This window comes from Kitasatospora sp. CB01950, from assembly GCF_001905465.1.
In the GTDB taxonomy this organism is placed as follows: domain Bacteria; phylum Actinomycetota; class Actinomycetes; order Streptomycetales; family Streptomycetaceae; genus Kitasatospora.
In genome coordinates this window covers 422,291-445,427 of sequence record NZ_LISX01000001.1, presented here as the reverse complement: position 1 = coordinate 445,427, position 23,137 = coordinate 422,291, and the positions used below count along the sequence as shown (strand labels likewise).

At 70.3% G+C, this 23,137-nt stretch carries 22 protein-coding genes and 1 pseudogene; 13 read left to right on the top strand and 10 right to left on the bottom strand.

Features of this window, described 5'->3' with window-relative positions; genetic code table 11:
• Nucleotides 1–19 precede the first annotated feature (19 nt).
• The 9 genes from AMK19_RS02075 to AMK19_RS02035 all read left to right on the top strand — a co-directional run bounded on the left by AMK19_RS02075 (nt 20) and on the right by AMK19_RS02035 (nt 9,558).
• Entirely contained in the window at nt 20–2,014 is a 1,995-nt protein-coding gene (locus AMK19_RS02075) for a transketolase C-terminal domain-containing protein (RefSeq protein ID WP_073807535.1), read from the top strand.
• Nucleotides 2,014–2,688: an RraA family protein gene (locus AMK19_RS02070; RefSeq protein WP_073807533.1), complete on the top strand. Its 675-nt coding sequence runs from the start codon at nt 2,014–2,016 to the stop codon at nt 2,686–2,688. Before AMK19_RS02075 ends, AMK19_RS02070 begins: the two co-directional genes overlap by 1 nt.
• The gene (locus AMK19_RS02065; RefSeq protein ID WP_073807532.1) at nt 2,688–3,620 is read left to right on the top strand and encodes an SDR family oxidoreductase; all 933 of its coding nucleotides are present in this window, start codon (nt 2,688–2,690) and stop codon (nt 3,618–3,620) included. The genes AMK19_RS02070 and AMK19_RS02065 overlap by 1 nt, the downstream gene beginning before the upstream one ends.
• The gene (locus AMK19_RS02060) at nt 3,617–4,957 is read left to right on the top strand and encodes a D-arabinono-1,4-lactone oxidase (RefSeq protein WP_073807530.1); all 1,341 of its coding nucleotides are present in this window, start codon (nt 3,617–3,619) and stop codon (nt 4,955–4,957) included. The genes AMK19_RS02065 and AMK19_RS02060 overlap by 4 nt, the downstream gene beginning before the upstream one ends.
• Nucleotides 4,954–5,649 (top strand): HAD family hydrolase, encoded by a 696-nt coding sequence (locus AMK19_RS02055; protein WP_073807529.1) that lies wholly within the window; start codon nt 4,954–4,956, stop codon nt 5,647–5,649. The genes AMK19_RS02060 and AMK19_RS02055 overlap by 4 nt, the downstream gene beginning before the upstream one ends.
• On the top strand, nt 5,624–6,619 hold the full coding sequence (locus AMK19_RS02050; RefSeq protein ID WP_083646437.1) for a branched-chain amino acid transaminase: 996 nt from the start codon (nt 5,624–5,626) through the stop codon (nt 6,617–6,619). The genes AMK19_RS02055 and AMK19_RS02050 overlap by 26 nt, the downstream gene beginning before the upstream one ends.
• Nucleotides 6,612–7,661: a quinone oxidoreductase family protein gene (locus AMK19_RS02045; protein WP_241844200.1), complete on the top strand. Its 1,050-nt coding sequence runs from the start codon at nt 6,612–6,614 to the stop codon at nt 7,659–7,661. Before AMK19_RS02050 ends, AMK19_RS02045 begins: the two co-directional genes overlap by 8 nt.
• Nucleotides 7,662–7,715: 54 nt before the next feature.
• Nucleotides 7,716–8,519: an aldo/keto reductase gene (locus tag AMK19_RS02040; protein ID WP_083646489.1), complete on the top strand. Its 804-nt coding sequence runs from the start codon at nt 7,716–7,718 to the stop codon at nt 8,517–8,519.
• A gap of 136 nt (nt 8,520–8,655) precedes the next feature.
• Entirely contained in the window at nt 8,656–9,558 is a 903-nt protein-coding gene (locus AMK19_RS02035; protein ID WP_073807523.1) for a LysR family transcriptional regulator, read from the top strand.
• A 35-nt stretch (nt 9,559–9,593) separates the two neighbouring features.
• Here the strand turns inward: AMK19_RS02035 and AMK19_RS02030 are convergent, their stop codons facing one another.
• The 6 genes from AMK19_RS02030 to AMK19_RS02005 form a co-directional block, all read right to left on the bottom strand.
• On the bottom strand, nt 9,594–10,865 hold the full coding sequence (locus AMK19_RS02030; protein ID WP_083646436.1) for an MFS transporter: 1,272 nt from the start codon (nt 10,863–10,865) through the stop codon (nt 9,594–9,596).
• The gene (locus AMK19_RS02025; protein WP_073807521.1) at nt 10,865–12,229 is read right to left on the bottom strand and encodes a hypothetical protein; all 1,365 of its coding nucleotides are present in this window, start codon (nt 12,227–12,229) and stop codon (nt 10,865–10,867) included. The genes AMK19_RS02030 and AMK19_RS02025 overlap by 1 nt, the downstream gene beginning before the upstream one ends.
• Nucleotides 12,226–12,987: an SDR family oxidoreductase gene (locus tag AMK19_RS02020; protein WP_073807520.1), complete on the bottom strand. Its 762-nt coding sequence runs from the start codon at nt 12,985–12,987 to the stop codon at nt 12,226–12,228. Before AMK19_RS02020 ends, AMK19_RS02025 begins: the two co-directional genes overlap by 4 nt.
• A 43-nt stretch (nt 12,988–13,030) precedes the next feature.
• Nucleotides 13,031–14,284 (bottom strand): ATP-grasp domain-containing protein, encoded by a 1,254-nt coding sequence (locus AMK19_RS02015; protein ID WP_073807518.1) that lies wholly within the window; start codon nt 14,282–14,284, stop codon nt 13,031–13,033.
• A gap of 89 nt (nt 14,285–14,373) precedes the next feature.
• Nucleotides 14,374–15,381 carry a TauD/TfdA family dioxygenase gene (locus AMK19_RS02010; RefSeq protein ID WP_083646435.1) on the bottom strand — a complete coding sequence of 336 codons (1,008 nt, stop codon included), beginning with the start codon at nt 15,379–15,381 and terminating at the stop codon, nt 14,374–14,376.
• Nucleotides 15,378–16,640, bottom strand: a complete 1,263-nt coding sequence (locus AMK19_RS02005) for an ATP-grasp domain-containing protein (RefSeq protein WP_073807517.1) — start codon at nt 16,638–16,640, stop codon at nt 15,378–15,380. The genes AMK19_RS02010 and AMK19_RS02005 overlap by 4 nt, the downstream gene beginning before the upstream one ends.
• Before the next feature lie 264 nt (nt 16,641–16,904).
• Here AMK19_RS02005 and AMK19_RS02000 point away from each other — a divergent pair, with 264 nt between their 5' ends.
• Entirely contained in the window at nt 16,905–17,498 is a 594-nt protein-coding gene (locus AMK19_RS02000; RefSeq protein WP_073807516.1) for a SigE family RNA polymerase sigma factor, read from the top strand.
• Nucleotides 17,498–18,100 carry a PASTA domain-containing protein gene (locus tag AMK19_RS01995; RefSeq protein WP_073807514.1) on the top strand — a complete coding sequence of 201 codons (603 nt, stop codon included), beginning with the start codon at nt 17,498–17,500 and terminating at the stop codon, nt 18,098–18,100. The genes AMK19_RS02000 and AMK19_RS01995 overlap by 1 nt, the downstream gene beginning before the upstream one ends.
• A 130-nt stretch (nt 18,101–18,230) precedes the next feature.
• Here the strand turns inward: AMK19_RS01995 and AMK19_RS36810 are convergent, their stop codons facing one another.
• The 4 genes and pseudogenes from AMK19_RS36810 to AMK19_RS01985 all read right to left on the bottom strand — a co-directional run bounded on the left by AMK19_RS36810 (nt 18,231) and on the right by AMK19_RS01985 (nt 21,890).
• Nucleotides 18,231–19,001 (bottom strand): transposase, encoded by a 771-nt coding sequence (locus AMK19_RS36810; protein ID WP_241844199.1) that lies wholly within the window; start codon nt 18,999–19,001, stop codon nt 18,231–18,233.
• Between the two features lie 641 nt (nt 19,002–19,642).
• A pseudogene (locus AMK19_RS36805) lies at nt 19,643–19,756 on the bottom strand (transposase); the annotation flags it as partial.
• 2 nt (nt 19,757–19,758) lie between these two features.
• Nucleotides 19,759–19,953, bottom strand: coding sequence for a hypothetical protein (locus AMK19_RS36800; RefSeq protein WP_241844198.1), 195 nt, complete (start codon nt 19,951–19,953; stop codon nt 19,759–19,761).
• A gap of 1,076 nt (nt 19,954–21,029) precedes the next feature.
• A complete protein-coding gene (locus AMK19_RS01985; protein ID WP_206745150.1) occupies nt 21,030–21,890 on the bottom strand; it encodes a DNA adenine methylase in 861 nt (286 codons plus the stop codon).
• A 63-nt stretch (nt 21,891–21,953) separates the two neighbouring features.
• On the opposite strand from AMK19_RS01985, the gene AMK19_RS01980 reads away from it, so the two are divergent.
• The gene (locus AMK19_RS01980) at nt 21,954–22,169 is read left to right on the top strand and encodes a helix-turn-helix domain-containing protein (RefSeq protein WP_241844197.1); all 216 of its coding nucleotides are present in this window, start codon (nt 21,954–21,956) and stop codon (nt 22,167–22,169) included.
• The gene (locus AMK19_RS01975; protein ID WP_143200011.1) at nt 22,166–23,065 is read left to right on the top strand and encodes a DUF7687 domain-containing protein; all 900 of its coding nucleotides are present in this window, start codon (nt 22,166–22,168) and stop codon (nt 23,063–23,065) included. The genes AMK19_RS01980 and AMK19_RS01975 overlap by 4 nt, the downstream gene beginning before the upstream one ends.
• Nucleotides 23,066–23,137 lie beyond the last annotated feature (72 nt).

The following is a 23,137-nucleotide window of genomic DNA, read 5'->3' as shown; positions in this document are numbered from 1 at the left end:
AACCCCCGAAGGAGAGACAATGCCCGTCGCCCTGCACCGGGTGGAGGTCGCGGAGATCACCCGCGTCCTCGACGGGGTGGCAGACCCCCTGGAGCGCTGCCGTGCCTTCTCGGCACTCACCCGGATCAACACGCTGTACATGGTGATGCGCGCCGGCTCGGGCCACCTCGGCTCCAGCTTCAGCGCCGCGGACCTGGTCAGCCACCTGTACCTGCACGAGATGCGCGAGCCGCTGGCCGAGGACGGGGACCTCTACTTCTCCTCCAAGGGCCACGACGCGCCGGGCCTGTACGCCGCGCTGATCGGCCTCGGCGGGCTGCCCGAGGGGAAGCTGCACCGGCTGCGCCGCCTCGGCGGCCTGCCCGGGCACCCCGACGTGCACACCCCGCACATGCCCTTCAACACCGGCTCGCTCGGCATGGGCATCTCGAAGGCCAAGGGCGTGATCCTGGCCGACCGCCTGGCCGGCCGTTCGCGCCGGGTCTACGTGGTCACCGGTGACGGCGAGCTGCAGGAGGGCCAGAACTACGAGGCGCTGGCCGGCGCCGTCCAGCGCGGCATGAACGAGCTGACCGTCGTCGTCGACCACAACAAGATCCAGTCGGACACCTGGGTCGAGGACGTCAACAGCCTGGGCGACCTGGAGGCGCGCTTCGCCGGCTTCGGCTGGGGCGTGGTCCGTTGCGACGGCCACGACCAGGAGGCGCTGGAGGCCGCGTTCCGCAAGCGCTGGGAGTCCTTCCCGGAGCTGCCCGCGGTGGTCGTCGCGGACACCGTCAAGGGCGGCGGCTGCGAGGCCTTCGCCGCGACCTCGATGCCGGCGGCGTTCACCGACGACGACTCGGGGACGTTCTGGCGCTACCTGTTCCACAGCGGCGCCCCGGCGCCCGAGCACTACGAGGCCGCGCACGCGCAGCTCGTCGACTCGGCCCGGGAGATCCTCGACCGCAACGGCCTCGGCCCGCTGAACCTGGTGGCGGAGGAGCCGGCGCCGGACCGGCGCCCCGGCACCGAGAAGCTCTTCGAGGCGTACGGCAAGGAGCTCACCGAGCTCGCCTCGCAGGACGAGCGGATCCTCGCGCTGGACGCGGACCTGGTGCTCGACACCGGCCTGATCCCGTTCGCCCAGACCCACCCGGACCGCTTCATCGAGTTCGGCATCGCCGAGCAGGACATGGTCTCCGCGGCGAGCGGCCTGGCTTCCCAGGGCCTGCTGCCGTTCGTGAACTCCTTCGCCTGCTTCCTGCACTCGCGGCCGTACGAGCAGATCTACAACAACGCCACCGAGGGCCGCCGGATCGTCTACATGGGCGCGCTGGCCGGTCTGCTGCCCGCCGCGCCGGGCCACTCGCACCAGGCGGTCCGCGACGTCGCCGCGTTCAGCGCCCTGCCGGGCCTGACGGTGATCCAGCCGGCCAACTGCGAGGGCGTGCGGCTGGCGGTGCGGCACTGCGTCGCGACCGACGAGAGCTTCTACCTGCGGCTGGAGAGCGTGGAGGTGCCCGCCCGGGTGGCCGCGCTGCCCGCCGCGGAGCTGCGCACTGGCCACGGCCGGGTGGTGCGCGAGGGCGGCCGCACCGTCCTGATCGGCGCCGGTCCGACCGTGCTCGACCAACTCCTGCAGGCCGCCGACCTGTTGGCGGAGCAGGGCGAGGCCCCGACGGTCGTCGAGCTGCCCTGGCTCAACCGGGTCGACGCCGACTGGCTGACCGAACTGGCCGCCGGCGCCGACCGCCTGATCGTGGTGGAGAACCACTACGTGCGCGGCGGCCAGGGCGACGTCGTCGCCCGCACGCTCGCCGAGCTGAACCTGCCGGAGTCGCCGGCGTTCCGCGGCCTGGGACTGACCGAGGTGCCGCTGTCCGGCACCCCGGAGGAGATCCTGCGCGCCCACGGACTGCACTTCGAGGACCTGGCCGACGCCGTCCTCGCGGAGTCCCGCGGAACCGCCACGGCCCTGCCCCTCGCTGTCGCCGCCCGCACGCGGCGTCCCGAAGAGAACGGAGAAATCTGATGGAAACGGTGTACAACGACGTCAAGCGGCCGTCCGAGGCGGTGATCGAGGAGTTCCGCGCCGTGCTGCGCGAGTACAGCCCCTCCTGCCTGGTGACCGACGCGCAGGGTCGGATGGGCGCGATCGGCGGGCTGCTGCCGGTCAAGCCGCACCACAAGATCGCCGGTCCGGCGCTGACCGTCAGCCTGTCGATCGACAACCTGGTCGACTGCATGCCGCTGCTCGCCAAGGCCCAGCCCGGCGACGTGATCGTGGTGGCCTGCCACGAGACCACCCGGACCGCGATGTGGGGCGGCCTGATGTCGACCCTGTCGCTGAAGGCGGGCATCGCCGGCGGCATCGTGGACGGCGCCATCCGCGACGTGGACGAGATCCGCGACCTGGAGTTCCCGGTCTGGTACCGCTCCACGGTGCCGCGCCCCTCGCCCAGCGCCGAGCACAACCGCACCGAGCCGGTGCAGTTCAACGTCCCGGTGGTGATCGACGGTCAGATCATCCACCCCGGCGACATCGTGGTCGCGGACGAGAACGGCATCGCCGTCGTCCCGGCCGAGGCCGCCGAGGAGGTCCTGGAGGGCACCGGCCGGCAGATCGCCAAGGAGAAGCTCATCCGGGACAAGATCAACTCCGGTGCCACCCTGCAGCAGCTCCTGACCGAATTCGGGCACCTCTAATGGGCGGCGCACGGCCGGAGCGGATCTACGTCACCGGCGCGGACGGAATGCTCGGACAGGCGCTGATCCGGGCTCTGGGCGACGACCCGCGCACCGCGCACTGGCCGGTGCACGGCGTCTCGCTGGTCGACTTCGACATCGCGGACGGCCGTGCGCTCAGCCGGTCGGTGGCCGAGTTCCGGCCGACGGTCGTGGTGCACCTCGCCGCCTGCGCGATCGTGGACACCTGCGAGGCGGACCCGCGCCTCGCGATGCGGGTCAACGTCGAGGGCACCCGGAATGTCGCCCGGGAGAGCCGTCGGGCGGGCGCGCGGATGGTGTACCTGTCCAGCGACTACGTCTTCGACGGCCTCGCGACCCCGGAGCACGGCTACACCGAGCAGGACCTGCCCAACCCGGTCAGCGTCTACGGCCTGACCAAGGTGGCCGGCGAGCGGATCACCTCCCTGGTGCCCGACTCGCTGATCGTGCGGACGTCCTGGCTGTTCGGCGGCGCGGACGAGCGGGTGGACAACGTCCTCGCCGCGGTCCGCTCCGCCGAGCGCGGCGAGCCGGCCCCGCTGGTGAGCGACCAGTACAGCCTGCCGACCGGCACCCGTGACCTCGCCGAGGCGCTGGTGCACCTGCTGTGCCTGCCGGAGCCTCCCGGCGGCACCATCCACATCGGCAACGGCGGACGGGCCAGCTGGTTCGACGTCGGGCTGGAACTCCAGTCGGTGTTGAAGGACGACGAGGGCCCGGCGCTCGCGCCGACCCCGATACCGATGGCCGACTGCGGTTTCGTGGGCGCACGGCCGGTGGACTCCACCCTCAACACCGACCGGCTCCACTCGCTCGGGCACTCCATGACGACCTGGCGGGAGTCGCTCCGGACCTACCTGCGCACGCTCGGCATCGGCACTGCGACGACCGACGGAAAGGGGAACGCATGAGCGCCTCGGCCTCGCGCACCTCCTGGCGCAACTGGTCCGGCACCGCCCGGTGCACGCCGCAGCGCATCCTGCGCCCGGTCGGCGAAGCCGCGCTGGTGGACGCCGTGCTGATGGCCCGCCGGTTCGGCGTCGGCATCCGCGCGGCAGGCACCGGCCACTCGTTCAACCAGCTGGCCGTCACCGACGGCCTGCTGGTCGACCTGACCCGGCACACCGGCATCGTGTCCGTGGACCGCGCCGCGCCGTCGGTGACGGTCCGCTCCGGCACCCGGCTGGGCGACCTCGCCACCGCCCTGCGCCGGATCGGCCTGGCCCTGCCGAACATCGGCACGCTGGCCGAGCAGACCGTCGGCGGGGCGCTCGCGACCGGCAACCACGGCACCGGGCTGTCCTTCGGCCCGCTGTCGGGCATGGTCACGGCGCTGCGCCTGGTCACCGCCGACGGCGCCGTGCACGCGCTGGACGCCGAGCACGACCCCGCGCTGTTCCACGCCGCCCGCACCTCGGTCGGCGCGCTCGGCCTGGTCTCCTCGATCACCTTCCGCTGCGTGCCGGCGTTCAACCTGGAGGTCCGGGAGAGCTCGGCCCCGCTCGACACGGTGCTGAAGGACTTCTCCGGCTGGGCCGCGAGCGCCGACCACATCAGCATGTCCTGGCTGCCGTGGAAGCCCGAGGTCGGCATCCGGACGATGGACCGCACCGACGCCCCGCCGACCCCGCGGGCGCGGCTGCGCCGCTACACGACCACCGTGCAGGAGCTGTGCTGCGGCGTGACGGGCGTGGCCGGCCGCGGTTCGTCGACGGCCGTCCCGCTGCTCAGCCGGGCGCTGGCCCTGCCCCTGCCGGGGCCGGCCGACTACGTGGACGTCTCCGACCAGGTGTTCACCTTCCCGCAGCCGGTGAAGCAGATCGCCCTCGAACACGCGCTGCCGCTGGACCGGACCCCGGACGCGCTGCGCGAGTTGACGGGTGCGCTGAAGCGCGCCGGGCAGTACTCGCCGTACTCGGTGCTGGTCCGGGTGGGCGCCGGCGACGACTCGCCGCTGAGCCCCGCGTACGGCCGGGACACCGGCTACGTCAACCTCACCGTGTCGCGCAGCCCCGGCCAGGTGGAGCTGCTGCGGGTGATCGAGCACGTGATGCGCGCCCACGGCGGACGGCCGCACTGGGGCAAGGCGCACACCGCGACCGCCGAGGTGCTCGCACCCCGGTACCCGCGCTGGGCGGACTTCCAGCGCGAGCGGTCCCGCGTCGACCCCGACGGCGTCTTCGCCGGCGACTACGCGGTGCGCCTGCTCGGCCCGGTGGGCGCGCCGGAGCGAGCGGTCGTGGCATGACCCTCGACACGCTGCTGTTCGACTTCGACGGCCTGATCTGCGACACCGAGAACGCCGCCCGCGAGTCCTGGCAGCAGACCTACCGGGAGTTCGGCCTCGAACTCCCGGCGGGTCTGTGGGCCCGGATGCGCGGCCGGCACGACGGCGAGCTCCTCGCGGCGGACGACCTCGGCGAACGCCTGGGGCGGGCCATGACGGCGCAGGAGCTCGATCACCGGCGTGCGCTCAAGTCCGAACTCGCGCACGCCCAGCCGCTGTTGCCCGGGGTGGCCGAGCTGCTGGGCGAGGCCGACGGTCGCGGGCTCGGGATCGCGCTGGTGTCCAGCGCGGCGAGCTCGTGGGTGGAGTCGCACCTGCGGCGGCTCGGCGTGCGCGAGCACTTCCGGGCCGTCGTCACCGGCGACCTGCCGCTTCCCAACAAGCCGGCTCCCGACCTCTACCTCCACGCGCTGGGCGAACTCGGCGTCCGCGCGGACACCGCGGTGGCCTTCGAGGACTCGGTGCCCGGGGTGACCGCGGCCGTCGCGGCCTCGCTGCGCTGCGTCGCCGTGCCCGGCGCCGCGGCCGCCGCGGCCGCCGCGGACCCGTCCGCGTTCGCCGGCGCGGCGGCGGTGGTGCCCACCCTCGAATCCCTGTCCCTCGACTCCCTCGAAAGGCTCTTCGACGATGAGTTCCGCAGCACAGCGGCGTGAGCCCGCCGCACACCTCGGTTCCCTGGCCGCTCCCGGCGTGGACAGCGCCGAGTGGATCTGGCGCAGCGGTCGGCTGCAGCCCTGGGGCGAGGCCACGATCCACGTCAACGCCGTGGGCCACGCCTCGGTGGCGGCGGTCTTCGAGGGCATCAAGGCGTACCTGGCCGAGGACGGCGAGAACCTGCTGCTGTTCCGGTTGGAGGACCACCTGGACCGGCTGTACGCCTCCGCGCGCATCTGCCGGGTCGAGATCCCGTGGACGCGGGACGAGTTGACCGCGGCGATCGTCGAGCTGATGACGGCGAACAAGGCCTCGGACGACACCTACATCCGCCCGTGGGCGTTCCCCGAGGGCGTGATCCGGGAGCAGATGGTCCCGGCCGGGGTGCGCTGCGAGGTCGCCATCGACAGCTGGCCGTTCCAGTCCGGGTTCAAGCGGGAGGGCTGCCGGGCCGGGGTCAGCTCCTGGCTGCGGATCAGCGACGCGATCACGCCGCCGCGGGTCAAGGCGTTCTCGAACTACCACAACGGCCGCCTGGCGCTGATGGAGGCGCGGGAGAACGGGCACGACTGGCCGATCCTGCTCAACGACCAGCACAAGGTCAGCGAGGGCCCGGGCGCGTGCATCGCGATGGTCCGGGACGGCGTGGTGGTCACCCCGGCGCTGTCCAGCGGGGTGCTGGAGAGCGTCACCCGCTCCACCGCGCTGACCCTGCTCGCCGAGGAGGGCTACGAGGTCGAGGAGCGCACGGTGGACCGCACCGAGCTGTACCTCGCCGACGAGCTGTTCTTCCTGGGCACGGCATGGGAGGTGCTGCCGATCACCACGGTGGACGGCCTGCAGGTCGGCAAGGGCGTCGCCGGGCCGGTCACCGAGCACCTGTACGAGCTGTACTTCTCGCTGGTGCGCGGCCGTTCGGGCCGGCACCTCAGCTGGCTCACCCCGGTTCCGGTCAAGGCTCATGGCTGAGGCCGGGCAGGACGTGATGGACGCCGTGGTGCTGCACGAGCCGGGCGGCCCCGAGCAACTGCGCTTCGAGCAGTGCCCGGTGCCGACGCCCGGCCCGGGCGAGGCGCTGGTCGAGGTCGCCGCGGCGGGCGTCAACTTCGTCGACCTGTACCTGCGTTCGGGCCGCTACCCGGTGCCGATGCCGGCCGTGCTCGGGCAGGAGGGCGCGGGCGTCGTGCGCGCGTTCGGGCCCGACACGGACCCGCACGGCCTCCGGGTCGGCGGCCGGGTCGCCTGGGCGAACGTGCGCGGCGCCTACGCGCAGTTCGCCGTCGTCCCGGCCGAGCGGCTGGTGCCGGTGCCGGACGCGATCGACGACCGGACGGCGGCGGCGGTGCTGCTGCAGGGCATGACCGCGCACTACCTGGTGCACGACACCCACCCGGTGCGGCCGGGCCAGAACGTGCTGGTCCAGGCCGCGGCGGGCGGCCTGGGGCTGCTGCTGACGCAGTGGGTGACGCTGCTCGGCGGCCGGGTGATCGCGACCGTCTCCACCGCCGAGAAGGAGCAGCTGGCGCGGAAGGCCGGCGCCGCCGAGGTGGTCCGCTACGGCCCGGACGCCGGCGACGCCCCGCTGTCCGAGCAGGTCCGGGCGCTGACCGGGGGCGAGGGGGTGGCCGCGGTCTACGACGGGGTCGGCGCCGCGACCTTCGCCCAGAGCCTGGCGTCGCTGCGTCCACGCGGCACCCTGGTGCTGCACGGCGCGGCGAGCGGCCCGGTCGACCCGGTCGATCCGGCGCTGCTGCAGGCGGGCGGATCGCTCTTCCTGACCCGCCCCGACCTCACCCATCACATCCGCGACCGGTCCGAACTCCTCGATCGGGCAAGGGCGGTGTTCGACGGCCTGGCACGGGGCATGCTGCGGCTGGACGCAGTGGGTGACCGTCCGCTCCACGAAGCGGCACAGGCCCACGCGGACCTCGCCGGGCGTCGCGTGCTCGGAAAGGTCGTGCTCGTCCCTGCCGCCGGCTCCGACCGGCGTCGGGCATTTGCAAGCAACTGAGAGGAAACCGTGAACCAGACCTTCGTCCTCGGTGGCGATCTGACCGTCCAGCGCATGGGATTCGGCGCGATGCGGCTGACCGGGCCCGGGGTGTGGGGCCTGCCCGCCGATGTTCCGGCCGCGCTCGACCTCGCCCGGCTCGCCGTCGAGCTCGGCGTGACCTTCATCGACACCGCGGACTCGTACGGCCCCGGCACCAGCGAGGAGATGCTCGCCGAGGCCCTGTACCCCTACCCGGACGGCCTGGTCATCGGGACCAAGGCGGGCCAGTCGCGTCCCTCGCGGGACGAGTGGCTGCCGCTGGGCCGTCCCGAGTACCTGCGCCAGCAGGCCGAGTTGAGCCTTCGCCGGCTGCGGCTGGAGTCCCTCGACCTGTTCCAGCTGCACCGGATCGACCCGCAGGTGCCGGTCGCCGAGCAGTTCGGCGCGCTGGCGCAGCTGCAGAAGGAGGGCAAGATCCGGCACATCGGCCTGTCGCAGGTGTCGGTGGCCGAGCTGGAGGCGGCCCGGACCGAGATCGACGTGGTCAGCGTGCAGAACCGCTACAGCCTCAGCGACCGGGTCGACGAGGACGTGCTGGAGTACTGCGAGCGCGAGGGCATCGCCTTCGTCCCGTGGCTGCCGATCGCCCGCGGTGAGCACTCGCGCGACCGCGGCGTGCTGGCCGGGGTGGCCGCCGAGCTCGGCGCCACCACCACCCAGGTCTCGCTGGCCTGGCTGCTGCACCGCTCCCCCATGATGATCCCGATCCCGGGCACCAGCTCGGCCGGGCACCTGCGGGAGAACGTCGCGGCCGCCGAACTCGTGCTGACGGACGAGCAGTTCGCCCGTCTCGACGCCGCCTACCCGGCGAGCTGACCGGCCGGCTCCAGGCCATACGCACGGCGGACTCCGGCCGGCGGCACCGAACAGCCGCCCGGCCGGAGTCCGCCGTGTTCTGCTTCTCGTACCCGACGGCTTCGACGCCGCCGACCACCTGCGGAAGGACACGCACATGTTGGAGCTCAACGGGATTCGGGCCCTGCACGCGGTGTCGACCAGCGGGTCGATCAGCTCGGCCGCGGCCGTGCTGCACCTGACCACGTCGGCGGTGTCGCAGCGGCTCGCGAAGCTCGAACGCGAGGTCGGGCAGACGCTGTTGGAGCGCCACAGCCGGGGCGTGCTGCTGACCGACGCGGCGAAGCTGCTGGTCGACCGGGCCGACAAGATCCTGGCGCTGGTCGACGAGACCGAGGCCGAGTTGGAGGGGCACCGCGGCGCCGTGGTCGGGCAGGTGTCGATAGCCGGCTTCCCGACGGCCGCCCGCGGTCTGCTGACCGGCACCCTGACCAGCCTGGTGACCGAGTTCCCGTCGCTGTTCCCGAGGATCTCCGAGCTGGAGCCCGACGTGTCGGTGCCGCTGGTGATCCGCGGCGACCTGGACGTCGCGGTGGTGCAGGACTGGTTCAACGCACCGCTGAGCCTGCCGCCCGGGCTGAGCCGGACCGAACTCCTCGACGACGTCGCCGACATCGCGCTCCCGGCGAGCCACCCGCTGGCGTCCCGCGAGACGCTCGACCTGGCCGAGCTGCACGGCGACCGGTGGATCAGCTGGACGCCCGGCTCCGGCTGCTACGAGTGGCTGCTCTACACCCTGCGCGGGTACGGCATCGAACCGCAGATCGTCCACACGGCCGGCGAGTACGCCACCCAACTGGCGCTCGTGCAGGCCGGGTTCGGCATCGCGGTGATCCCGCGACTGGGCCGGGAACCGATCCCGGAGGGCGTCCGGGTGGTCCCGGTGCAGCCGCTGCTGAGCCGGCACGTCTACGCGGTCTGGCGGGCCGGCGGCGACCGCCGCCCGGCGATCCGGGCGACGATCGCCGCACTGTCGAAGACGGCGCAGACGACGCTCTGACCCGAACGGCCGGGCGTCGCCTGCGACGTGCGCGCTCACGCGGTGCCGGGCAGCTCCCGGATCGCGCGGACCGGCGAGAAGAACAGCATCAGCCAGCTCACGGCCAGGCCGGCGGCGCCGACCAGGACCGCGGTCCGCACCCCGGCCGTTCCCGCCAGCACACCGGCGGCGCCCGAGCCGATCGCCAGCACGCCGGTGATCAGGAAACGGTAGGTCGCGCCCATCCGGGCCATCATGTCGTCCGCGGTGACGAGCTGACGGATCGAACCCTTCAGCACGTTGTCGAAGCCGACCTTGACCGTCGCCAGGCCCCAGGCGACGATGCCGATCCACACCGCCGCGCCGTGCACCGCGAACGGCACCACCAGCGCGAACGGCCCGCAGCAGGCGCCCGACAGCCACAGCGCCCGGCCGTAGCCGACCTTGCTGCCGATCCGGCGGGCGACCGCCGCGCCGACGAACACCCCGGCGCCGCCCGCGGTCAGGAAGGCGCCGACCAGCGCGGCGGAGCGGTGCAGCTCCGAGACGTACAGCACCGGCACCAGCGTGATGACGATGCGCAGGCAGAAGTTGCTCCAGGACGTCTCCAGCGAGATCGTCCGCAGCACCCCGTTGCCGAACACGTACCCGAGGCCGGCCTTGACGTCCGGCCACAGCGGCTTGGCGGCGCCGGTCTTCTCCACCTGCGGTTCCTGCTTGCGGATCACGCCCAGCCAGAGCGCCGACCACAGGTAGGTGACGGCGTTGACCACCAGCGCGTACGGCGCGGTGAGCGCCTGCACGAGGAAACCGCCGATGCTCCGGCCCGCGACCTCGGCGCCCGCGAACATGCCGCCGAGCTTGGCGTTCGCCTCCAGCAGGTTGTCCCGGCCGACCAGGTGCGGGATGTACGCCCCGGACGCCACCTCGAAGAACACCGTCGCGACGCCGACCAGCAGCACCGCCAGGTAGAGGTGGACGCTGGTCAGCGCGTCGAAGGCCCAGGCGATCGGCACCGAGGCGATCAGCCCGCCGCGCACCAGGTCGGTGACGATCAGGACCGGCCGCCGCCGCATCCGCTCCAGCCACGCGCCGGCCTGCAGGCCGACCAGCAGGAACGGCAGCGAGCCGAGGAACGCCAGCGCACTGACCTGGGCGGAGCCCGCGTGCAGTGCCTCGATTGCCACCAGCGGCACCGCGACGTAGCTGACCTGGGTGCCCACCTGGCTCAGGCTGTACGCGGTGAACAGCCGGCGGAAGTCGGCGTGGCGGGCCAGCAGCGAGCGCTGCCGTTCCTCGGGCGCCGCCGTCGACACGTCGGCGGTCATCACGCCTCCTTGTCGGGCGCCGCGTAGTGGAAGACGCCGGTCTTGCGCACGTGCGGCACGTTGCCGAGCCAGAGGATGCCGTCGAGGTCGGCCGGCAGGGCGCGGATGTGGAAGCCGCCGTAGCCGTGCGGGGTGACGAACATGCCCCAGGTGGCCTGCCAGTCGCGGATCTGCAGGGTCTCCGGGTCCACCATCGGCTCGTTCCGGGGAACGACCCGGCGCTGCACCAGCCACTCCTTGCCGTTGCCGGACGCCAGCGCCTCGCGCCAGGTCCGGTCGTCGACGGTCCAGCCGGAGACGATGCCGCGGCCGCCGTCCTGGCCGCCGGGCTTCAGGAGCAGATCGGCGCGGTTGGCGTGGCAGTAGTCGAGCATGTCCACCCGCTCGCCGTCGGCGGTGGTCTCGCCGTCGGTGAGCAGCCGGGTCCACGGCAGCAGCCGGTCGATCAGCTCGGTCTCCTCGGCGGTGTACGCGCCGCGCCACTCGGGGTCGGAGAGCAGCGCCAGACTGGTCTTCTGCTCGAAGAGCAGGCCGTCCAGCGGCGTGTAGAGCAGCGTCTTGCCGGCCTCGTGGGCGCGGAAGAACGGCTCCGCCTCGGCGCCGTCGCGGCCGTCCGCGCACAGCTGGTTGGTCGAGAAGTAGCGCAGGACGACGTCGATCGGGGTGTCGTCCAGGTAGAGCTTGTCGTCCTTGCTGGTGACCTGGCTGACCTCGGCGAGCAGGATCTTCATGCCGAGCCGCGCGGCCATCTCCTGGAACGAGAGCACCAGGTGCAGGTAGGGCGCCAGACCCCCGTCGGCCTCGACGAAGGCGATGACGGGCTCCGATCCGCCGGTCACCTGCTCGCCGAGCTTGCGCAGCACGTCGATGATCTGCGAGCCGGTGTGCGCGTAGTCGAGCCGGTGCTCCTCGGCGAAGGAGCGGAACGCCTCGTCCTCCAGGTGGAGCCGCAGCACCTCCGCGCGGTCGGTGCCGCCCAGGTGGGTGCCCACGTTGAACTCGAGCAGCTTGAACGACGTCCCGTCGTGGTGCAGGTCGGCGCGTCCGTGCAGGATCGGGGCGACGCCGAGCCGCTTCATCAGCGCGGCCCGCCGCGGGCTGACGCCGACCGCGTCGGCGTACCGGTCGACGTTGCCGTCGAACAGCCGCTCCGGCAGCGCCGTCAGCAGGTCGAAGAAGCCCTTCAGGTCGTCGGTGAACTCCTGGATCTCCCGCTCGGCGAGGAACAGCGGGCGCGGCAGCGAGCCGGCGCCGTGCGCGGCGGCGAGCTTGGCCGGCAGCTTCAGCCGGCTGGTGACGTCGCGCAGCCGGCTGTCCGGGGACAGGCACTCCTGGTTGTACGCCTCGGTGATCGCGTCGGTCATCGCGCAGTCTCCCCCTCGAAGAGCGGGCCGCGGTGCAGCTTGTGCTGCGCGGCCTGGGCCAGTGGCCTGACGACCAGTTGGTCGATGTTGACGTGGATCGGCAGGCCGACCGTGAAGCCGACGCACTCGGCGATGTCCTCGGCGGTGAGCGGCCGGTCGACATCCGCATAGACGGCCGCGGCCTTGCCCGCGTCGCCGGCGAACCGGTTGAGGGCGAACTCCTCGGTCCGCACCATGCCCGGGGCGATCTCGACGACGCGGACGGGCCGGCCGGCCAGTTCCAGGCGCAGCGTCCCGGTGAGGGCGTGCGCCGCGTGCTTGGCCGCCGTGTAGCTGCCGCCGCCTTCGTAGACGGAGGTCCCGGCGGTCGAGTTCATGGTGACCACAGTCGCGCCCCGGGCCGCCAGCAGTGCGGTCAGCAGTGCCCGGGTGACGTGCAGCGTGCCGAGGACGTTCACATCGAAGCTGTGTCGCCAGACCTCCGGGTCGGCGGCTTCGAGGGTGGCCGCGTCGAACGCGCCGCCGGCGTTGTTCACCAGCACGTCGCACCGGTCGACGGTGGCGGCGAACCGGGCCACCGCCTCGCTGTCGGTGACGTCGAGCACGTACGGCGTGGCCCCGGTCCGCTCGGCCACCTCGGCCAGCCGGTCGGCCCGGCGGGCCACGGCGAGCACCCGGTAGCCGTCCTTGGCCAGCCGCGCTGTGATGGCCGCTCCGATGCCGCTGCTCGCACCGGTCACGACTGCGGTCTTCACCATGGTCTTTCCTCTCTGGTCGGTCGTGTGCAGTCGGCCCGGCGGCCTACTCGACGTGGAACTGGATCCGCTCGGTCAGCGCCGCGGCCTTGGCGACCGCGTCCTGCATGTCGCGGCCCTGGGCCAGCACGTAGCCGCTGTCGCAGTCCATGACCGCGCGCAGCGGGTTGACGGTGTCGCCCACGTCCTTGGAGATCACGACGCCGACCTCGTGCCCGGCGAGCCTGTACATGTACGGGATGATGTGCGGCGGCTTCTCGCCCGCGGGCACCCGCAGCACCGGCACGTCGAGGTCGTCCAGGCCGGTGATCTTGGTGATCCGGCCGCCTTCGGGGAAGACGAAGAAGCGGATCGCCGCGCCGCCGGTCGGCTCCGGGTGGGTCTCGGGGAGCTTGTCGATGCCGAGCGGAATGGTCAGGAACATCCGGGCCAGGTCCACGCCGGTCGCCCGGCGCACCAGGTCGGGGGCGCCGGAGCCGGCGAGCCGGTTGTGGGTCTCCAGCACCCGGGGGCCCTTGGGGGTCAGCACGAACTCGCTGTGCGCGGGGCCGTCGGTCAGGCCGACCGCGTCCAGCAGCTCGGCGGTGGCGGTGCGCAGCGCCTCGCGGTGCGGCCAGGCGGTCTCGCTGACCGTCGCGACCTGCCACTCGACGAAGGTCTCGTTCATGATGTATTCGGACATTCCGACCACGATGTGGCGGCCCTGGTACGAGAACGAGTCGACGCTCACCACGGGGCCGTCGAGGTATTCCTCGGCGATGACCCGCGGGTAGCCGGCCTCCTGCAGCGTGTTCCACGCGGCGGACGCCTCTTCCGGGGTGGTCGCGACGTGGATGTGCAGGCTGGCAACGCCGTCGATCGGCTTGAGCACGATCCGGTCGCCGACCGCGGTCTGGAAGTCGGCCGCGTCCTCGGCGTCGGTCAGCGACCGGAACTGAACCGGGGTCAGGCCGGCGTCGGCCATCGCTTGCCGGGTCAGGGCCTTGTCCTTGATGATCCGCGAGGTGCGCTCGCTGGTGCCGGGCAGGCCCAGCGCCTCGTTGACCCAGCCGACCGGGATCGCGGCGTCCTCGGTGGTGGTCAGCAGCAGGTCGAAGGGGCGTTCCTCGTGCAGCGGCTTGAGCACCGCGAGGATGGCCTCGCGGTCGTCGACCGGGGCGTGCACGATCCGCTCGCAGTGCGGCCCGGCCTCGTCGATGTCGTACTTGCCCTCCTCGTGGACCAGCACGACGTCGATGCCGAGTTCCTTCGCACCGCTGATGGGGGCCGGCTTTCCACCGACCACGGCGACCCGATACATCCGATGTTCTCCTCGTTCTGTGCGGTGAATCGGCTCCGGCCGTGAACTGGCCGGTGGAGCCGGGTTGTCAGCGGTGTTCCGCGTCGCGGTCAGCTGGCGTAGCAGCGACGCAGCCACCGGGCGACGTCGGACGGCGCCGGGTCGAAGGCCTTGCGGCGGTGCAGCGCCCGGTAGTTGTCGAAGATCAGGAACTGGCCCGGCTGCAGGACGGGCGCGAAGGCGGGCTTCCGGGCCAGCTGCTCGGACAGGATGTCCAGGGCCCGCTCGGCCTCGGCGTTCATGCCCCGCGTGGTGCCGCGGTCGTAGCGGATGAGGACGCCCTCGGGGGCACGCTGGAGCACCGCGGTGCCTTCCAGCGCGATCCGCCTCCCGTCGGACTTGACGTCGTTGGAGTCCGGCGCCGCCACCAGGAACTCGTTGGCGGACAGCCGCTCCAGGACCTCCTCCGGCAGCCCCTCCAGCGCGACGTCCACCCCGACGAACTCGGTGGCCACCTGCTCGACGTTGCGCACCGCGTAGAAGGTGAGGAACCGCGGCGGGAACGGCCTCGGGTCCAACCCCGCCTGGCCGAACGGCAGGTGGGGGTTGTCGGTGTGCCAGAAGAACTCGGTGTCCGCACCCCAGGAGCTGGTCTTGCCGGCCGCCTCGGGGTTGGGGACGACGTTGCGGATGAGCTTGCCGCTGTTCTCGTAGTCGACCGCGTACGGGGTCAGCCCGAGCAGCGAGATCAGGCCGAGCTGCAGCGAGTTGACGAGGGAGAGCTCGGTCTCCTCGCCGAAGCCGCTGACCGGGGTCGGCGGGAACTCCTGCTGCGGCAGGTTCGACAGCACCAGCACGTCGCTGCTGTCGCGGGTGAAGCCGGCGAGTTCGTCCAGCACGGCGGTCGGCAGCGTCCGGCGCAGCGCGTGCACGCCGATCCGGGCGAGGATCGCGGCGTCGACATCGGTGTCGAGCGGCGGGAAGGGGTCGCCGAGGGCGTCGTGCAGCCGCTCGGCCAGGGCGTCGCGGACACTGTCCGCGAGGCGGAGGTCGGTGAGGGCGATACCGCCGTCACCGATGGTCGACGACGCTGTCAGGGCTCCGCTCAGTGCGTTCATCGGGTCTCCAGCCGCAGTGTTCGAAGAAGTTCTGCGAACCGCGCGTCCAGACGCTCGATGTCCGGCGCGGTGAAGATGACGTGGCCGTACCCCTCGTAGGTGTTCGGCGGGACGTCGAGGGTGTCGCCGATCCCCCGGAGGATCTCCAGGTCGTGCACGTCGTCGGAAGCCTCGGTCTCCTCGGCGCCGACGATCTCGGTCAGCGTGCCGGGCTTCTCGGGGAAGATGTTGCGGAAGCCGATCGGGGTCGGCTCCGGCCGGGGGTCGATGGTGGGCGTCCGCCCGGTCGACAGGTCGAGCATCGCCTCCAGCATGTCGACGCCCGTGCTCAGCAGCACCGACCGGTAGATCGGGCCGCCGCCCATCCGGGCGCCGGCTTCGAGGATGACCGGCTCCTTGCCGTCGCGCAGCCGCCACTCGACGTGCGAGGCGCCGGTGGTGATGCCCAGCGCCCGGTGGCAGGCGGCGGTCGCGGCGTAGATCTTCTCCACCGTCTCGGCGGGCAACCGGGTCGGCGTGCAGGCGTAGACCTCCTCGAAGGTCGTGCCCTGCGGCAGCGGCTTGTCGTGGATCGCGATGGAGTGCGTCACCCCGTCGACGATCAGCGACTCGACGCTGATCTCGGTGCCGCCGACGAACTCCTCGATCAGGATGCCGCCGTTGTACCGCTCGAACGTCTGGTGGTACAGCGGGTCGAACGCGAAGCCCTCCCAGGCGCCCTTCTGGATCTCCGGGAACGCCTCGACCAGCTCCTGCTCGTTGTCGATCTTCTGTACGAACATGCTGTGCGCGCCGATCACCGGCTTGATGATCACCGGGTAGCCGAGCTGCTCCGCCTGCTCGACGGCCTGCCGCGCGTCGGTGACCAGCGCGAACTTCGGCTGCGGCACGTCCCCCGCTTCCGCGAACGCACTGCGCATCGCGAACTTGTCGCGCGCCGCGTACGCGGTCTGCTCACTCACCGAGGGCAGACCGTACTCCGCGGCGATCGCCGCAGCCGTCGGCACACAGAACTCGCTCAGCGTGATGACGGCCGTGACCGGCTCCGTCTCGTCCGCGAGCAGCGCCTTGCACGCCTTGAGGGTCTCTTCGATGCTCGTGGTGTCCGCAAGGCCGACCCGGTCGACGTACTCCGCCTCCCACGTCGGGTCCGCCATGATCATCAGCAGCCGGTCCCCGTGCCGCTGCGTGTACTCCCGGGCCTTCGCCAGAAGCAGACGCCGGCTCAGGTTCTTCTTGTGAACTAGCAGGATGCTCACGTGTTTTGCTCCCCGTCCGTCAAACGGCCATCGCCACGATCGTGGCCGGAACGGTTCGCTCGCGGTAGCGAAAGGTTTTGAACCCGGGGTTTAAGCAATCCTTGCGGCAGCCCACCGGCCTCGGCGCGAACGCACCGCTCCCGCCGACCCGGGCGCCGGAGCCAGTGATGTGCGTCACTTCGGGCGGGCCCCGTGCAGCAAGGAGCGGTGAGGGGCCGTCATGGGGGCGGGAACATCAAAGGAGCGGAACATGAGTGCATCGGCATGCGGCTGGTGAGGCTGGACAGGCGCGGCGAGGACCCCCGGAGGATCGACTTCGTCGAGTTCGTCCAGCAGCGTTCGGCGGCGCTGTTCCGGACCGCCTATGTCCTGACCGGAAGTCAGGAGAGCGCGGAGGACCTGTTGCAGGAGGCCCTGGAGAAGGCGTGCCGCCACTGGAACCGGGTCGCCGTCGCGGACTCGCCGGAGGCGTACGTCCGCCGGATCGTGGTGAACCTGGCCAACGACCGGTGGCGCAACCTCCGCCGGATGGGCACGCGTTCGCACGAGGTGGAGCGCGCCGACCCCCGCGACCCGTACCGGCTGGTGGATCTCCGCGACGAACTGGTGCAGGCACTCCACGCCCTGCCGATCGGGATGCGCACCGTCGTGGTGCTGCACTACCTCCACGACATGGAGGACCGCGAGATCGCCGAGACGCTCCGGATCTCTGCCGGCTCCGTGCGCTCGCAACTCGCCCGCGGGCTGGCCAGACTGCGCACCGCAGTCCCTCAGCCCGAACAGCCCCAGCCCGAACAGCCCCCGCCCACACCGGACGGCCGCCGGACCGCCCCACTGCCCCAGTTCGAAGGTGCGTGATGACCCCGTTCCCGCCCGACGACCAGACCGGTCACCACAGCACCGTGCCGGGCCCCGACTTCAGAGAGGCACTGCTCCGGGCCATGGACGACTTCGCGAACGACGCACACCCCCCCGCCTTCGACGGCACCGCCATCCTGCACCGCACCCGCACCCGCCGCCGGCGCGGCCTCGCCGCCCTCTCCGCCTCGGCCGCCGTCATCGTGCTCACCGCCGGCACGGCCTTCGCCCTGCACGGCACCGACCACCCGACCGACCACACCGCCGCCGCCACGACCGCCACCGCCGCCCCGAACACCCCATCACCCACCGCCGGCACCGCATCCCCCGGCACCACGATGGGAAGCGGAACCCCGTCGCCCGGCACCCACACCGAACCGGGCCCGCACGACGCCTCGATCACCGTCCCCCCCGTGCTCGGCATGCCCCAGGACCAAGCCGAAAAGACCCTCACAGAAGCCGGCCTGAAAATCGGACACATCCAGACCTTCACCGACTGGAACACCCCGACCGGAGCCGTCATCAACACAGAACCCCAGCCCGGCACCACCGTCGCCCCGGACTCCACCATCGCCCTCTTCATCTCGAAGGGGAAGCCCTGAGTGTTCCTGTGATCAACCTTCGGGTTCTGCCCCACTCCGGGGCAGAACCCTTGGACACGAGGCCCAGGCAACCCACCGACGAGCCACGGAGTTTGGCCGCACCCGCCTCCCGTCATGGCGGGCCGCCACCTCAGCTTGACTCTGTCGGGGATCTTGGTCGCTGCTGCGTCAGCTGACGGCTCGCCAGGAACGTAGGCGTGGGATGCCCTGCTGGTCGAGGTGGTCCTGGAAGGCTGTCGGCGGTCGCGGGAGCGCGCCTTCGCCTGAGGCGTTCGATGTCGACGGCGATGGCGGTGAGCACGCGTTGCAGGTACGCCTTGGGCTGTCCGCAGTAGCGGCAGCGGCGCATGCCGTGGCCACGGCCGTGGGCGAACTCGCAGATGGTGCCCTCGATGCCGGAACGGACCGCATACCGTTTGTGCCAGGCCGGGTCCTGCTGGTCGGCGCGGTTGCGCTGCTGGAGTTCGAGCAGCTCGTGCGGCGGGAAGCCCACGGTGCGGTGGGAGTCGCGGGAGCTGGTGCACTTGGCCCGGACCGGGCAGGGCTGGCACTGGTTCTTGGTGAAGCGGGCGACGATCAGCGGGGCTGCGGTCGGTGAGGAGGTCGGGTGGGGGCCGTGCCGGCCGGCGCTGGTCTGTCCCTGCGGGCAGGTGACCTCCTTGCGGTCGAAGTCGATGCGGAAGTCGTCGCGTGCGAAGCCCTCGCCGCGGCGGTGCTGGCGGGTGGGGTTGCCCGGCAGAGGTCCGAGGACGGTGACACGGTGTTCGCGTGTCGCCTGTTCCAGGTGGGGCAGGGAGGTGTAGCCGCCGTCGACCAGGTGCTGGTCGGGCAGCAGGCTCCGGCGCTCCAACCGAGTGTGGACGCCGGGCAGGACCTCGGTGTCGGAGCTGGTGGCGGGCATGGTGGCCACATCTGTGATGACGTTGGGGCCGTCGTGGAGCAGGTCTCGGTCACGTGCGCGAGGAACCCCGTCCAACGGGTGGCCTGGCCGCGGCGTGCGTAGCGGACCGGCGGGTCGTAGGGCGAGACGATCCGGTGCGCCGAGGGCGGCAGGCCGCTGCCGTCGTCCTCGTCGCGCCAGCGCAGGCGCCCGGCGGGGTCCCAGAAGCAGTTCTGCACCAGAATCTGTCGCAGGACCTGAACTTGAGGGCCTGCAAGCAGGGACGGGTGGTTGCGGATGAGGTGTTCGAGCAGGTGGCGGGCGTCTTCGCCGGTGTTGTTGATCCGGGTCCTGGGCCGCGTGGGGTTCCTGCCCAGGCGCACCGGGCGGCCGTAGCGGCGGCCCCAGTCATGGCCGACCAGGCCGTCCAGCGCGTGGCCGGCGGTGCGGGCGAGTTCCTCCGAGGCCGCACGTACGGCCTCGGTGACCAGCTCGAGGCGGGTCAGGTCGCGCACGGCGGCCAGGACGTGGGTGGAGTCGGTGCGCCGAGTAGTGCGCTCACGAACCAGCCCGGTGTCCTCAAGCCGGGCCAGGGCGAGGTCGAGGAGGCGGTCCGCCCTGTCCTCCCGCACCGGGCGGTCGCGGAAGTCGGTCAGCACGCTGTGGCGGAAGCCCGGATCGTCGAGTTCGAGGCCGAGCGCGTACTTGAAGTCGATCCGGCAGCGCACGGCCTCGGCGGCGTCGCGGTCGGACAGGCCCAGCAGGAACTGCAGCACGCTCACCGTGGCCGGCTGCGCGGGCGAGAGCCCGGGCGCCCGTCGCGCGGGTACCAGTCCGCGAAGTCCTCGTCCCGCCACAGGCCGTCGAGCCGGTCCCGCACCCACATCGCCGTCGTATCACCGAGCTTGCTGGCCCTCGCCATCCGCACCGTCAACACCGGGACCTTGCCACCCGGACGGCGACGGACCGACATCTGCACTCCTCGGGAATCTCACAGGCACGTACACCCGCGAGACTGGCGCGCCACCATGATCACCTGCAGTCGAACACCAAGATCCCCGACAGAGTCAAGCTCAGGGGAATTCGCGGAAACAAAAAAGGCCCAGGTCAGTGACTATCTGACCTGGGCCTTCATTGAACCGCCTATGGGATTCGAACCCATGACCTACGCATTACGAGCCCGCGAGCGATCACGTTGGTTGCTGCTGCCATCGATCACATGGTGATGAACCCGCAGGTCAGGACGTTGCGCCGTGATCCACGATCCCCCCGAACCGGCACGTGCTGCCCCGTCCGCTCACGCATCGCTCACGCAAATGAGCCTCCGGCCAGCTCGCCCAGGGCCCCTGGCGACGAACCGCCAGACCAAAGAAATCACGGCCCGCAGGATCGACCCGCCGACAGCGGCACCCTGGCAACGAACTACCAAGCCCTATACATCGGTCGAGCAAGCGCACCGGGCATTGGCAAGCTACGAGACCGAGCGCGAGGGGCTTGAGGCGCCTGAAGAGCACACGAAAGTAGGCAACGCGGAGGGTTCAAACAGGGGCACAGCAAGGTGGCGGTGTGAGCTCGCGATCACTTCACGCAGCTCGGCCTTCCCGCTCCGTGGTCACACTGCAGCTGGGCGGCGGTACTGCCCGCCCGCCCTGACCCATCCCAGCGACGGGTCACCTTAAAGATGGCCCCAACAGAAGCTGCTACTGACATGAGCGTTAGCCTTACGGCTCGTTGGTGGGCGCCAAAGTGGTGCCTCGCCCACGGACCGCGGCGAACATACTCGGGTGATCGAACGTGTTGTGCTGCGCACCGACATCCAGTGGGGGGGAACCTCCCCAGGAACTCGCAGCTCGGACACAACCTGCTGACGGTAGGCGGCAGTTTGGGCCAAGGCCGCGCGTACCAGTCCACGCCGTCCTGTTGAGCAAGCTTCGATCCGCCGAGCCGCTCGACTGGTCCCGGGCGGTAATCGGCTCCGGTCACGTCCGGGCCACCCGATTGGGCCCAAAGCAGACCCAGGCCAGTCGACTGCACATGACCGGGCAGCGGCTAAAAGAGAGCTGGCTCCTCCGCCCCTTCACCACCGACACTCGGGATCTCGTAATTCGTAAATACGAGGTCCCAACTCCCCCTGCTCTTCGCCTGCAAATTAATGTCCCGGCGCGTAGCCATGCGCATCACGTTAAATTCGGCGAAGATCTCCTCGGTCAAGGGTGTTGCGCTATTCGTCATCGTCACAAAGACACCGCGACTCCCAGCCTCGCGCATCGCCACGGCCAATCTATGCTGATCCTCCTCCCCGAACTGCTCAGCCGTGTACCGCTTAAAGTCAGACCAGCCGCCAAGCGGAATGTAGGGCGGGTCAAGGTAGACCCAGTCACCAGCCTTCGCCTCAGCGAGAGCAGCAGTGAAGTCGCGATGCTGGATTTCTACGCCCTGAAGCGCCCGCGATGCAGCCATAAAAACGCTTCGATTGTAGTAGGGTCGATCATATTCACCATAGGGAACGTTAAATCCACCCTTGCGATTTACGCGCCAAAGGCCTCTAAATCCAGTCTTGTTCAAGTAGATGACGCGCGCCGCACGCTCCAGATCCGACATGCCCGCGACATCACGAGCCCGCTCCTGGTTGTAGAATTCGCGCGTATTCGGCATCTCATCCAGAAGGGCGAGAACTTTCTCCGGATTCTCGGCGACCTGCTTGAAACAGACCACCAACTCCCGATTGGCGTCAGATAGAGAAGCCTTAGCTGGCGCCAATTCAAAGAAGACTGCTGCGCTACCCATGAAAGGCTCAAAGTATCGCCCATCGAACTTAGGGGCGATAGATACCAACTGATCCGCATACCGAGTTTTGCCACCCGCCCACTTCAGGAAGGAGCGACCGTCGCCGTAGCGGATGCTACTCATAGTCTGTAGACCCATTGTCGTCACGCCGGGCAGTGTACCTGTTTCGTGGATGATCGTGCGGTCTTGGTCAAGTTCGGCATCAGGGTCAGGGCGCTTCGAGAGGCAGCAGGGCTGTCGCAAGAGGCCCTGGCGGATGCTGCTCAGCTTCACCGCACCTACGTCGGCAGCGTGGAGCGTGGGGAGCGCAACATCAGCCTGATCAACATCTCTCGCCTCGCACATGCTCTCGGGGTCAGCCCCTGGTACCTGCTGAGCGATGACGAGAGTGAAGGTAAATGAAACGCGAACCGGGATTCGCCTCCGCGCGCTGGGATGACCCGTTCTGGCATGCCGTGCGAATGCTCGCAGATCAGCCGGCCACTAAGCGTAAGTACGCATCACACATCAGCCCATCCGAAATCAAATCGGTTCTAAGGTCTGCTGGAACGCGCGCTGCCGTCGGCCTCATTAACTACCTCGACGCCAATAGCGGCATGACGGAAATGCTGTCAGACTATTGGAGCAAGCGCCGCGAAGTGGCCGAGGAAGCTCTCGCCCTAATGCGCACAGAGGAGCAGGCAGTCGCTGATTACTCGCTGCTCTCGGACCAGGTTCTACAGAGCTACGGAGTGAAGCTCGACGGTTACCACAGTTCCCCGAAGGTCTTGGTCAACACGGTCGACGCCGTCGTATACCAAGAGTGCCAAAGGGCTGAAATTCCCGTAAATACGGACCCTCAGAGCCGGGCCGCAATCGTCTCTGATAAGCACATCTGGGTTTCACCTCGAAGGCTCGATGGCGCCCTCCCCGACCTGCTAAATCCGGTCGCACTCTGGGAAATCAAGGAGTACTGGGGGAAAACCGGCGGCGGCTCCAAAATGTCCGATGCAATCTACGAGCTCCACCTGGTCGGCCTTGAGTTGCGAAGGTTCGAAGACGAGTTCGGCATCCACGTGAATCACTATGCGATCATGGATGGGCGGCATCAATGGAGTAGCCGACAGTCTGATCTCCGACGAGCTGTTGACTTGCTCTACTCTGGCCTGCTTGATGAGCTCGTAATAGGCAGCGAAGTGCTGACAGAGTGGCCACGGATTGTCGAGCAGTCCGCCATCCTCGCTAAGGCCACGGCACCTCTTTTGGAATCCTCGCAGCCAGATGGCGCTCTCTTTCCGAAGTGGCACCCTTCCGAGTAGCCACTCCATACTGGTGGTGCCAGGGTGGGGTTCCCGCAGCACGAGGCGGGACTGTGGCTGCTTACCCCGGCC